Annotated in this window: 11 protein-coding genes; 8 read left to right on the forward strand and 3 right to left on the reverse strand. The window is 41.8% G+C overall.

The genetic code is table 11. The features are described 5' to 3' along the window. Nucleotides 1-135: 135 nt before the first annotated feature. Complete coding sequence (locus tag IWX76_RS09470; protein ID WP_196859654.1) at nucleotides 136-1,011, forward strand: glycerophosphodiester phosphodiesterase family protein; 876 nt, start codon at nucleotides 136-138, stop codon at nucleotides 1,009-1,011. Between the two features lie 83 nt (nucleotides 1,012-1,094). Here IWX76_RS09470 and IWX76_RS09475 read toward each other — a convergent pair whose 3' ends face one another. After that, on the reverse strand, nucleotides 1,095-2,456 hold the full coding sequence (locus IWX76_RS09475) for a peptidylprolyl isomerase (protein WP_196859655.1): 1,362 nt from the start codon (nucleotides 2,454-2,456) through the stop codon (nucleotides 1,095-1,097). 182 nt (nucleotides 2,457-2,638) lie between these two features. Here IWX76_RS09475 and IWX76_RS09480 point away from each other — a divergent pair, with 182 nt between their 5' ends. After that, nucleotides 2,639-3,193 (forward strand): hypothetical protein, encoded by a 555-nt coding sequence (locus tag IWX76_RS09480; protein WP_196859656.1) that lies wholly within the window; start codon nucleotides 2,639-2,641, stop codon nucleotides 3,191-3,193. Further along, nucleotides 3,190-3,771 carry an RdgB/HAM1 family non-canonical purine NTP pyrophosphatase gene (gene rdgB, locus IWX76_RS09485; RefSeq protein ID WP_196859657.1) on the forward strand — a complete coding sequence of 194 codons (582 nt, stop codon included), beginning with the start codon at nucleotides 3,190-3,192 and terminating at the stop codon, nucleotides 3,769-3,771. Before IWX76_RS09480 ends, rdgB begins: the two co-directional genes overlap by 4 nt. Here rdgB and IWX76_RS09490 read toward each other — a convergent pair. Beyond that, nucleotides 3,740-5,860, reverse strand: coding sequence for an OstA-like protein (locus IWX76_RS09490; protein WP_196859658.1), 2,121 nt, complete (start codon nucleotides 5,858-5,860; stop codon nucleotides 3,740-3,742). The genes rdgB and IWX76_RS09490 overlap by 32 nt on opposite strands. A 51-nt stretch (nucleotides 5,861-5,911) precedes the next feature. Between IWX76_RS09490 and tilS the strand changes: the two genes are divergently transcribed. From tilS to bshA, 3 genes are all read left to right on the forward strand, one after another. Then, complete coding sequence (gene tilS, locus IWX76_RS09495) at nucleotides 5,912-7,261, forward strand: tRNA lysidine(34) synthetase TilS (protein ID WP_196859659.1); 1,350 nt, start codon at nucleotides 5,912-5,914, stop codon at nucleotides 7,259-7,261. Between the two features lie 40 nt (nucleotides 7,262-7,301). Further along, a complete protein-coding gene (locus IWX76_RS09500) occupies nucleotides 7,302-7,787 on the forward strand; it encodes a hypothetical protein (protein ID WP_196859660.1) in 486 nt (161 codons plus the stop codon). 84 nt (nucleotides 7,788-7,871) lie between these two features. After that, nucleotides 7,872-9,014 carry an N-acetyl-alpha-D-glucosaminyl L-malate synthase BshA gene (gene bshA / locus IWX76_RS09505; RefSeq protein ID WP_196859661.1) on the forward strand — a complete coding sequence of 381 codons (1,143 nt, stop codon included), beginning with the start codon at nucleotides 7,872-7,874 and terminating at the stop codon, nucleotides 9,012-9,014. Nucleotides 9,015-9,085: 71 nt separating this feature from the next. On the opposite strand, the gene IWX76_RS09510 is transcribed toward bshA, so the two are convergent. After that, nucleotides 9,086-9,865, reverse strand: a complete 780-nt coding sequence (locus tag IWX76_RS09510; protein ID WP_196859662.1) for a helix-turn-helix domain-containing protein — start codon at nucleotides 9,863-9,865, stop codon at nucleotides 9,086-9,088. A 94-nt stretch (nucleotides 9,866-9,959) separates the two neighbouring features. Here IWX76_RS09510 and IWX76_RS09515 point away from each other — a divergent pair, with 94 nt between their 5' ends. Further along, nucleotides 9,960-10,889, forward strand: a complete 930-nt coding sequence (locus IWX76_RS09515) for an NAD-dependent epimerase/dehydratase family protein (protein ID WP_196859663.1) — start codon at nucleotides 9,960-9,962, stop codon at nucleotides 10,887-10,889. 83 nt (nucleotides 10,890-10,972) lie between these two features. Beyond that, nucleotides 10,973-11,566 carry a Crp/Fnr family transcriptional regulator gene (locus IWX76_RS09520; RefSeq protein ID WP_196859664.1) on the forward strand — a complete coding sequence of 198 codons (594 nt, stop codon included), beginning with the start codon at nucleotides 10,973-10,975 and terminating at the stop codon, nucleotides 11,564-11,566. The last annotated feature ends 38 nt before the right edge of the window (nucleotides 11,567-11,604 follow it).

An 11,604-nucleotide genomic window follows, 5' to 3' on the forward strand; every position in this document is an offset into this window, starting at 1 on the left:
ACCTCATTTAATAATAAAGGCTTCTTAACGAAATTAAGAGGCCTTTGTTATAACATGCCGATCTAACTATCGTTTAACTTATAAAAATGGCATCAATGAAGCCAATATAAATTTATGATGAAGTACAGCTTACTAATGAAACAGATTTTACTTATTTCACTTCTCTTCCTGGGTTTGCAGGTGCAGGCGCAAAAAGACTTTATGTTGTTAGGTCACCAGGGTGCAAGGGGCATTATGCCCGAGAACACCATTGCAGGCATGATTAAAGCGCTGGACCTTGGCGTTAACGTATTGGATATGGATGTAGTGGTATCACAAGACAGCCAGGTGGTTTTATCGCACGAGCCTTATTTTAATCACGAAATCAGCACACGCCCTGACGGAAAAGCCATCACTTTCAAGGATGAAAAAAAATATAACATCTTTAAAATGGATTATGCGGAAATCAGGAAGTTTGATGTCGGTAGAAAAGTACACAGGCGGTTTCCAGGGCAAATGAAAATGGAAGCCTATAAACCCTTGCTTGCCGACCTGATAGACGCTGTGGAAGCACATGTGAAGCAAAACCGACTGAAAAAACCAGTCTATAATATAGAAACAGCTTTTATCAGAAAAGGCGATGGTACCTTCCAACCCGAAGCTGCAGTAATCATTGAGCTCATCATGGAGATTGTTGAAGAAAAGAAACTGAGCAAAAGGGTAATTATCCAGTCCTTGGATATGCGTCCACTACAATACCTGCATGAGAAATACCCTAAAGTTAAAACGTCATTGCTGGTAGATGAGAAGCAGGACTTTGAGGAAAGCCTGAACCTTTTAGGATTTACGCCAACCTATTATAGTCCGTACCACGTATTGGTGGGAAAAGGACTGGTAGACCGTGCACACGAAGCAGGGGTGAAAGTGATACCCTGGACGGTAAACTCGGTGAAAGAGCTTAAATACCTCTTGGGTCTTGGCGTTGATGGTGTAGTCACCGATTATCCTAACCTGCTCATGCATTTAGATTAAGCTTCAGCACCTCTAAAGCGTATAAAAAAAAATGGCCGTACCACTTCAAGTGATACGGCCATTTTCTTTGATGCCAATATATCTTATTCTGCTTTTTCAGGCTTAGTCCAGATTTTTAACTCTTCACAAGTATTGTAATCAGGATCAATCTTGATGTACGTGCTTTCGCGTCGTTTCTCAAACCATTCGCTAAGAATTTTATCCATTTTCTGCTCTAAAGCTTTCTCTTTGAACTTTGCATAATCCTGATCCAGGTTACCTTTGTGAGGCGGGATCTTTGATTTAAGCATCAGGATTTTATATACTTCTTTTCCATCTGCTTCTGTTAACAATACTGGTTTAGAAGTGGCACCTACCTGCATAGTATCAACTACCATAAATATTTTCGGATCTACTTTATCAGCCGGAATAAAGGTTGTACGCGCCGTTACATTATCTGCAAACAACATCATTCCGCCATTATACTTTGTTTCTTTGTTGCTGGAATACTTAGAAGCAGCAGCAGAGAAAGAAATCTTTTTGTTTAAAATGTTAGTGTAAATACTATCGGCATGAAGTTTTGCACGCTCAATGCTTTGTGGTGTAGTCAAAGGTCTTACCAGAATGTGGCGTGCATGCACCTGCTCTCCACGGCGTTCAATTACCTGTAGAACGTGGTAGCCAAATTCAGTTTCAAATACTGGAGAAACATCACCTGCTTTTAATTTAAAAGCCCAGGCTGTAAATTCTTTTGCCATTTGTGTACGGTCAAAAAAGCCTAAATCACCACCGTCAGGAGACGATCCCGGATCTTCAGAATATGTTTTAGCTAAAAAGCCAAAATCTTCACCACTCTTTACCCTTAGGCGAATGGCATCCAGTTTATCATAGTATTTCTGTTTCTCTTCTTTCGTTAATTCCGGTTGCAATACGATCTCACCAATTTCTAATTCTGTGGTAATATCCGGCAAGCTGTCTTTAGGGTACGTTTCGAAGTACTTTTTTACCTCTAATGGCGTGATGGTAACATTACCCGTAATTTCGCCCTGCATTTTATTGGCAATTAAAGCATCTTTAATATCCGGTCTGATTTCGTCTTTATATTGCAAAACCGACTTGTTTAAAAATTGCTCCAGGCGGTCCTGGCCACCTGCACGTTGTATACTGGTGCGCATTCTTCTGTCTACTTCATCATCAATCTGGTTGTCGTCAACGATGACAGAGTCAATCTCCGCTTGTTGCTTCAGGAGTTTCTGTACCAACATTTGCTGTAAGATGTAACATTTTACAGTTTCGTTGTTAGGGTTTCCTGAATTCAAATATTGAGCGTACTGTTGGTTTAATTCAGATAACAGGATAACATTGTTTCCCAATACGGCTACAACTTTATCAATGTTTGTCTTTTGCGCCTGTACGTTCATAAACAAGCAGAGTAAACTGCCTGCCAACAATAACATTTTCTTCATTCTATTTCGTTCCATTTATTAGCGTTGCAAATCTAATCATATTTAATAGATTTAAAGGCCTTTGCTTTAAACCAGGCATGTGCCTTTTTATGCTTTTAAGGTATAAAAGTAATAAATAACGGCGCTTTAATAAGATATTTAACTAATTTTAACAGAATATTCATGCCCAAAAAACGAAAGGAATGGCCGAGCAAATTACCAGGGATACAGAAGCGTTAAAGTTGTTTTTTACTGAAGATATCTTCCTGGTTCCCAATGAGGTGTTTACAGCGCCTGCTGAAACTCCTGACAACGGAAATTCGAGACCCCTAGAACCCGCTGAAGCCACACCTAAAGGAGCAGAAAAAATTAACTACACTTTTCTTGGTCAGAACGCCAGGCGTATCCTGATTATAGTTAGCGGAGCGGAGTATCCAGAAAGTACCACCACTGGTGCGGCCTTACTATGGAATATTGTGAAAGCCATTAAACTTGATCCCAATGATGTGGCTGTATTCAACCACGCTGCTTACCCTAACCTTTCATTCGAAGAACTACAAACCTATTTCCAGCCACAGCTTCTGATTTCTTTCGGTATAGCATCCACCGCCCTAAAGCTGGAGCCTCAACCGTTACACGTGCTTGTTAGCCTGGAAAAAATGAATGCCATCTTCTCTCTAACCCTGCAAGGGCTGGACGAAGACCTAAACAGTAAAAAACTGCTGTGGAAAAGTCTGCAGCAATTAAGCCTATCATGAGAGAACTCGTATTTGCAACAAATAATACCCATAAAACAGAAGAAGTAAAGCAGCTTTTAGCTGGCCAGTATCAGGTGTTAAACCTTAAAGATATTGGTTGTGATACCGACATCCCCGAAACGGGAAATACCTTTGCTGAAAATGCAAGATTGAAGACCAGCTTTGTGGAAACGCATTATCAAATGGACTGCTTTGCCGACGACAGTGGTTTGGAAGTTGAAGCACTAAATAACGCTCCCGGAATATATTCCGCGCGTTATGCCGGACAGCGTGGCGACCGCGAAAACCTGGAGCTGGTGTTAAAAAACATGGAAGGGATCACTAATCGTAAAGCCCGTTTTAAAACTGTGGTTTCTCTGGTGCAGCAAAACCAACATTATTTCTTTGAAGGCGTCATTAATGGAACTTTGCGTGAAAAAGCCTCCGGAGCCGAAGGGTTTGGATATGATCCTATTTTTGTGCCCGATGGTTACGACATTACTTTTGCCGAGATGTCAATGGCACAGAAAAATGAAATCAGCCACCGTGCACAAGCCATGAGAAAGCTTATTTCTTTTTTAAAGTCGGCAACACTGTAGGTTTAGCTACCGGCTTTTTTACCGGTGGCGTACCACCTGCTTTAGTCACCGTTTTAGCCACCACTTTTGCCTTAGGTTTAGCCGGCGACTTAGGGTTGGTCACGTCAGCCTTAGATCTTGGTCTCAATTCAGGCTTCCAGATAAAACCCGTCAGCAATACTTCTTCCGTTACAGCCTTGATAGGAGTGGTAGTGCCCTCCACATCTTTGATAGGCACAATCTCACTAATCTCATCATTCTTAAAGATGATCTTTATCCGGCTGCTAATGGTGCGGTTCATTTCTTTGTAATCACCAGCATCAGTTTTAGTAAAATAAACACTTTCCGCATTTCCATCAACATACAAACGGTTAAGCTTGCCTTCCGTGAAAAAGCCGGTCATCAGTTTACCCTTAATCTGGTTAAACCTGGTAGAATCCTTATAAACATTTGCGGTAAAAGAATTTTGTATCACCTGCACCGAATTAATCTGTTTATTACGCAATTGCAGGTAAATGGTATCGCCGGTTTGCTGTGATCCTTCGGCCCATAATATTGGGTTTTTATACCAGCGCAAAGTAGAATCTGCACTGGTATAAAACAGGCTGTCGGCCCGGGCCTGTAAATTAGATTTAAACACCTTCACATTGTGGTAGGCTTTAATGACCCTGGCTTTCACTGTATCAGCGGTATTAATCACGGTATCCTTTAACTTGGCGGTCTTTTTTGCCGTGGTTTTTACAAATGCTGAATCCTTGGCTTTCACAGGTTTTTTTGCGGTCACCTTTTTCTGTAGGCTGTCGCCCTTAATGCCAACTTCCGCTTGCACCAACTTCTTCAGGGTGTCAGCGCTGAGGCTGTCTTTTTTTACCAGGGCAGGTACCTTAACCACTACCTCTTTTTTGAGGCTATCCGAGTTTAAACTATCTTTATTTAATACATTCTTCTTGAGCGAATCCTGGTTCAGGCTATCTGTTGCTTTTATCACAGGAGGACCAGCCGAGGTTTTCTTCTTCGCAGCAGCTTTAGGATCTTTCTGTAATTCCTCAGCGGCAGCGTTCGATGCCCTTACACTGGCACCACGCTCAGCAGCATCTTCCGAATCCACCTCATTATCTTTACTAATGATGGGCAAGGGTAATAGCTTCAGGCTCTTTTCCAGCACAATCCTGGTTTCTAATGTATCAGCACCCAGCCATAAACTGTCAGGTTGTTTAGTTCCGTTCACCAGCAGGGAGTCATTGGTTCCTAAACCTACATAAGCATTTTTGGTGACTACCGTTCGCTGGTCGGCTTTATAATAATAGCCAAGCTGTCCATACATGGATGTTTTATCGGTGGTATCGCGGAAAACGATATTTCTAACCGCTTTTCCATATCCAGCAACACCATCATAGTAAAGGCTGTCGCCTTTTAAAGTTTTACTGCCAGAGGTGTACAGGTTTTTCTTACCGAAATAGGCATATTCTGTCTTCGTATTGTAGGCGCCATTTTCTGTATACAGGTTATCTTCTTTACCCTTAATATTGGTAGGGCCGTAAAAGTAGGTCCAGTTAGTTAAGGTATTGTAACGTAATGTATCTGATTTAATGGTAGTCTGCGGGGTAACCACCACCACGTTATACCTAAAAAAGGCATCGCGGGTATTCGCGAAATAGTAGCCATTTTTACTGGTTAGGGTAACATCTTTATTCACAATTTTTCCACCGCTCACATAGGTGCCAATTCTAGTGCCCAGGTTATAATCCAACACATTGGTGGTTAACACTGATTCCTGGTCCACCATTCTCACATTGCTGGTTAAATGGGCCATTTTAGTATTGCCATTATAATTTAGTCGGTCAGAATAGATATTTAAGGTATCGGCCTGATTAATGTGAACATTGTTATACGCTTCGAACACATTCTTGTCTTCATAAAACACTGCGCTGTCGCAAGTAAGAATGGCATTATCATGGCGGAAAACAGGTTTCCGCAGGTAAGAAATTTTTAATTTATTGTCTATCGTACCCCGTTCAGAGCGATCTAAATAGATCTTGGTTCTTTCCTGTGCAAGGGTAGTAAGCGGGATTAGGAAGAGCAAAAAGACGAATAGATGTAATTTCTTCACATTACAAAGTTAGTTCTTTGCTTACCATTTTAAATTAAATATTTTTGAAAGATGTTTCCTCTACAAAAATTTCAGGAATTTATCATCCAGAATTCCTTGCTTGACACAGACGACCGGGTGTTGCTAGCCGTAAGTGGAGGAAGGGATTCTGTTTTACTGGTTCACCTCTTTAAACAAGCGGGCATAAAGTTCGGTATTGCCCATTGCAATTTTAACTTGCGTGAAGGAGAGGCACAACGGGATGAAGATTTTGTGAAGGAGCTGGCGGCGGCCATGCACGTTACTTTTCATGTAACTCATTTTGATACCCGGGCCTTTGCAGCACAGCAACAGGTTTCTACACAAATGGCAGCAAGAACCTTGCGTTATACCTGGTTTGAAAAGATCAGACAAGAGGCGAAATATGATTTCATCGCTGTTGCACACCACCAGAATGATGGCATAGAAACCGTACTGCTTAATTTGGTGCGTGGCACAGGCATTGCAGGTTTGCATGGCATATTACCAAAAAGAGATCGGCTCATCAGGCCGTTGTTATTCCTGTCGCGTGCTGAAATAGATGATATTATTGAAAAGGAGCAGCTTGACTATGTGGAGGATGGTTCCAACGCCTCAGCTAAGTACGCCAGGAATAAAATCAGATTGCAAGTGATGCCTGCGCTTCAGGCCATTAACCCCAACCTGGAGCAAACTTTTGCGCATAATATGCAGCGTTTCCGGGAAACTGAAATGGTGCTCAACCAGGTAGTGGAAAGCTGGCGGAAAAAAATATGTCATACGCAAGGTGCCATAACGACCATAGCATTAGCCGATATCAAAAGTTTGCAGCCCCAACAGTTGCTGTTGTTTGAGCTGCTGAAGTCTTTTCAATTTCAAGAACCTGTAGTTAAAGATATACTGCTGTCGCTCGACAAACAAAGTGGCGTTTCGTTTTATAGTGCGAGCCACCGGGCTACTTTAAACCGCGAACAGTTACTGATCACAGCACTGGATACTAAAAATCTGCCCAGACAGCAATTGATCATGGATGGCGATAAGCTTATCAACCTGGGCCAGCAGCAGCTTAGTCTCCGCCATAGCACTACTTTAGCTTACGATGCAGATCCTCAAAAAGCTTATATTGATGCAGAGAAGCTGGTGTATCCGCTGCTACTGCGTTTCAGACAGAATGGCGACCGTTTTATCCCTCTGGGCATGTCTAGCTTTAAAAAATTAAGCGACTTTCTGATCGATGCGAAGGTGCCACTTCCACTTAAAGGTTTGGTACCTGTGCTGGAAAACGGCAACGGCGAGATTGTGTGGATTGTGGGTATGCGTACAGACAATAGGTACAAAGTAACCCGCACTACAAAAAAAGTAGCTATATTCGAATTAAAATCAGCGCAAGCTTTACCTTTTTGAGCCTGACGACAGTTTTATGGCTTCTATCTTGAATTAAACAATGGGAAACAATTACGCTTTTCTGGAAAAACAATACATTGGCCGTGATTACATCCGAATATGTATCCGGCTGGTGATGGCGGCTTTTTGCTTTGCCGCCTATGTGTATGAGCGTGATCGCGACAATACGCAGGATTTATTCCTTATTGTAGGTTTCGGCATCATTGGCATCTCCATTGCCTTGTTGTTCCTTATCCAATACCAAATTAAGGTTCAGGATAAGTGTGTTATACTCGAAGGGCTATGGACAGCTAAAAAAGTTACCATTGACCTGAACAGTATTGTTAACGTGCGTAAAGATGTATACAGCAATTTTATTCTTAATAATCCTGTTTATAACCTGCACCGCAAGGGCAGTGTCCGTTTTTATTCCTCGGGGAAGGATGCCGTTGTGCTAACCGACCGCGACGGTTTAGAGTATTTTATTGGTACCCAACGTCCCAACGAGCTGTACCTTGTAATTCAGGAAGAAATGCGAAAAAAGTAATTGACTGAAATAATTGCATTGGTTTAACACAAAGGTCAATTCAAGTGCTGTAATTTGCATCACATAAAAAACGTTTATCATCTAATGAAAATAGGTATAGTTTGTTACCCAACTTTTGGCGGTAGCGGTGTGGTGGCTACTGAATTGGGGAAAGCCCTTGCAGATCAGGGTCACCAGGTTCATTTTATAACCTATAGTCAGCCCGCACGTTTAGACTTTTTCTCAGCTAATTTATTTTACCACGAGGTATCAGTCAGAGATTATCCGTTGTTTGATTACGCCCCTTACGAATCGGCATTGGCCAGTAAGCTGGTTGATGTGATCAGGTTTGAGCAGCTGGACATCCTTCATGTGCATTATGCGATACCACATGCCTCAGCTGCCTATATGGCGAAACAAATACTGGCTACTTATGGTATCAATATTCCATTTGTAACCACCCTTCATGGTACCGATATCACCCTGGTGGGTAAAGATCCCACCTATAAACCGGTAGTTACTTTTTCAATTAACAAATCGGATGGAATTACCACCGTTTCGCAAAGCCTGAAAGACGATACCCTGAATCATTTCGATATTACGGGTGAGATTAAGGTGATTCCTAACTTCATCGATTTTGAAAGGTTTAGCCTGAAAGCTAAAGATCACTTCAAAAAAGCCATTGCGCCTAATAATGAACGTATATTAATACATACGTCTAACTTCAGGAAAGTAAAACGCACGGAAGATGTGATTAAAATGTTTCACAAGATTCTGCAAAAAGTACCCTCAAAATTGCTAATGGTAGGCGACGGACCCGAACGCGCCTATGACGAACAGTTGTGTAGAGACCTGGGTATAGTAGAACATGTAAGGTTTTTAGGAAAACAAGATGCCGTAGAAGAGATTTTATCGGTTTCTGATCTCTTTTTAATGCCCTCAGAGTCTGAAAGTTTTGGTCTTGCTGCCTTAGAGGCGATGGCCTGCAAGGTGCCTGCGATTACATCTAATGCAGGTGGTTTGCCAGAACTAAACATTGATGGTTACTGCGGTTATATGAGTAATGTAGGCGATGTAGATGACATGGCGGCGAAAGCCATCCTGATTCTGGAAAACGACGAAGTACTGGCGCAGTTCAAAGAAAATGCCTTTAAAAGGGCTCAAGAATTTGACCTCAAGAAAATACTGCCTCTTTATATAGATTATTACAATGAAATTATTGAGAAGCAAAAAGTGCTGATCGATTAACAATCAAAAGGTAATAACATGGTATAGGGTATTCATTGATTTGGATACCCTTTTTTGTCGACCGAAACAGGTTACTCCCGGTTTATACAAAATACACTTTCCCAATGTAGTTTTAGGAATCGCTTTGGCGAAACTCCGGTGTAATATTTAAAATCCTTGATTAAATGACTCTGATCGTGATAACCATACTTGGTGATCAGGGCAAACCAGCTTTTCTTTTCAGTTTTTTTCCACCCGGTTACTTCCTGCAATACTTGTTTAAAACGAAGAAAGCGTAAAAGCGCTTTAGGCGAATAACCAGTGTATTTCTTGAAGCGTTGCTGAACGCTGCGTTCCGTTATCGCTGCTTTGACAGCGATAGATTTAACCGGATTTATGGTGGTATGGTGCAGATCTGGAATCCCTTGCAGCAGGGGAAGGCTTGCTGCATCGGTGTCAGTTATGGTGGAAACCAAATGTTCAGTTAATACCTGAAGTCGCCCTTCTGTTGTGGGTAATGCTGCAAGTAAATGCCATAGATCAGCTAAGCAGCTGTTAATCGATACGCGGTAATAACCGTCTAAAATAAAGGGAAGGATAAGCAGGTCAGTCCCAGGTATAAGTTCATAATTCATCATTTGCTGCAAAGGCCCTACTACGCTGGTCTGGAAGATTTGCTGTGGTCCCATTTCTTTGTCGGCAAATGAAAAGCGAACAGGCGGACCGAAATTAAAGACCACCATCATTTCCAGGCTTGGAGCCAGATGCTGAATAGTGGTTTCAGTATGTTCCGGAACCCGGATCACGTAAAAATGACCCAGCGCATTTTCAAGCCTGGGGTCTACCGCATATTTCATCCCGAATGTATCCATGCTTCAGCGCTTCGTTTTCTTACAATTTTGGAAGTAAATACCGATGTAGATTTGTAATCTAAAGTCGTTAAAATTTACCTTAAAACAAATAAAAATGGCATTACATACTTTATTGGGGGCTAACGGCACCATTGCCAATGCCCTGGTGCAGACACTTCAAAAACGTCAGGAAAACATACGTCTGGTATCAAGAAAGCCCAGACAGTTGGAAGGTGTTGAAACAGTTAAGGCCGATTTGTTAGACCGGGATGCGGTTTTTCTAGCTGTTGCAGGTTCTGATATCGTTTATTTGCTAGTTGGCCTTCGCTACCATGCGGAGGTGTGGCGAATAGAATGGCCGGTAATTATTCAAAACGTCATTGACGCTTGTAAGGAGGCTGATGCAAAATTGGTGTTTTTTGATAATGCCTACATGTATGGTAAAGTAGATGGCGAAATAACGGAGACCACACCATACTATGCAAACAGTAAGAAGGGCTGCGTGAGGGCGGAAGTGGCTAGGCTGCTGCAGAAAGAAATGGAAAGTGGGTTTATAAAGGCTGTTATTGCGCGTGCGGTCGATTTTTACGGACCAGAAGTAACCGATAAGAGTGCCCCGGGGGTTTATGTGTTTTCAAAAATGAAAGCTGGTAAAAAGGCACAATGGCCCATCAATGCTGATGTACCCCGTTCTTTCACTTACGTGCCCGATGCGGTAGAAGCCCTTTACCTGCTCGCCACCAGGGATGAGGCATATGGGCAGATATGGCATCTTCCTTCTGCACGGCCAATAACAGGAAGGGAGTTCATACAGGTGGCGGCCAGATATATGAATTCGTCCGATAAGGCTTTTGTTCTTCCTAAATGGTTACTTAAAGTGGTTGGCTTGTTCAACCCATTTATGAAAGAAGCCTATGAGATTAACTATCAGGATGAATATCTTTTTATCTTTAACACATCAAAGTTTGAAAAGGCATTTCATTTCAGGCCAACTCCATATGTCGAAAGTGTTAAAATTACTGCGAAATGGTTTATCGAAAACTGACACCATTTATCCCCCTGTTTGTTTTACCCGTTTAACGAAACTATATTTGCCTCAAGCTTCCTGCAAACATGTAACCTCAACTTATGATAGACGAAAACTTATTGATACAACTTGGTAAGATCGTAAAGTTTACTAAAGGCGAGATATTATTTGAAAAAGGTGCAACACCAAAATATTTCTACCAGGTGCGCACAGGCGTGATTAAGATGAATAATTTTAACGACGATGGTAAGGAATTTGTTCAGGGCCTTTTCACTGAAGGCGACAGCTTTGGTGAACCTCCGCTTTTTATCAATGAAAACTATCCCTCCAATGCCGAAGCCATTACCCCAGCCGAAGTATACCTCCTCACCAAAGAAAAGTTCCTGACGCTGATGATGGCAAATCCCGACATGCAACTCCATATTACAACTGTGCTTGCAAAAAGGCTGTATTTTAAGTCCATTATGGCTTCTGAAATATCATCGCAAGAGCCAGAACACCGGGTGTTAAAGTTAATGGACTACTTTAAATATAAAGTACATAAATTACCGTTAGCGACTAAATACAAGGTGGATATCACCCGGCAGCAAATTGCAGATTTTACTGGTTTAAGGGTGGAAACAGTGATCCGCGCCATTAAATCATTAGAAAAAAAAGGTGAACTTACCATAGACTCCAGAAAAGTATACCGGTAATTATGATCTGAGTCATAAAGCAGCCAGAGAACTGACCC

It is taken from the genome of Pedobacter sp. CAN_A7 (assembly GCF_015752175.1).
Lineage (GTDB): Bacteria > Bacteroidota > Bacteroidia > Sphingobacteriales > Sphingobacteriaceae > Pedobacter.

What these genes read in the sequence shown, in the direction of transcription:
- IWX76_RS09470 (WP_196859654.1), top strand. Translation starts at nt 136, where the DNA reads ATGAAACAGATTTTACTTATTTCACTTCTCTTCCTGGGTTTGCAGGTG.
- IWX76_RS09475 (WP_196859655.1), bottom strand. Translation starts at nt 2,456, where the DNA reads ATGAAGAAAATGTTATTGTTGGCAGGCAGTTTACTCTGCTTGTTTATG.
- IWX76_RS09480 (WP_196859656.1), top strand. Translation starts at nt 2,639, where the DNA reads ATGGCCGAGCAAATTACCAGGGATACAGAAGCGTTAAAGTTGTTTTTT.
- rdgB (WP_196859657.1), top strand. Translation starts at nt 3,190, where the DNA reads ATGAGAGAACTCGTATTTGCAACAAATAATACCCATAAAACAGAAGAA.
- tilS (WP_196859659.1), top strand. Translation starts at nt 5,912, where the DNA reads ATGTTTCCTCTACAAAAATTTCAGGAATTTATCATCCAGAATTCCTTG.
- IWX76_RS09500 (WP_196859660.1), top strand. Translation starts at nt 7,302, where the DNA reads ATGGGAAACAATTACGCTTTTCTGGAAAAACAATACATTGGCCGTGAT.
- bshA (WP_196859661.1), top strand. Translation starts at nt 7,872, where the DNA reads ATGAAAATAGGTATAGTTTGTTACCCAACTTTTGGCGGTAGCGGTGTG.
- IWX76_RS09510 (WP_196859662.1), bottom strand. Translation starts at nt 9,865, where the DNA reads ATGGATACATTCGGGATGAAATATGCGGTAGACCCCAGGCTTGAAAAT.
- IWX76_RS09515 (WP_196859663.1), top strand. Translation starts at nt 9,960, where the DNA reads ATGGCATTACATACTTTATTGGGGGCTAACGGCACCATTGCCAATGCC.
- IWX76_RS09520 (WP_196859664.1), top strand. Translation starts at nt 10,973, where the DNA reads ATGATAGACGAAAACTTATTGATACAACTTGGTAAGATCGTAAAGTTT.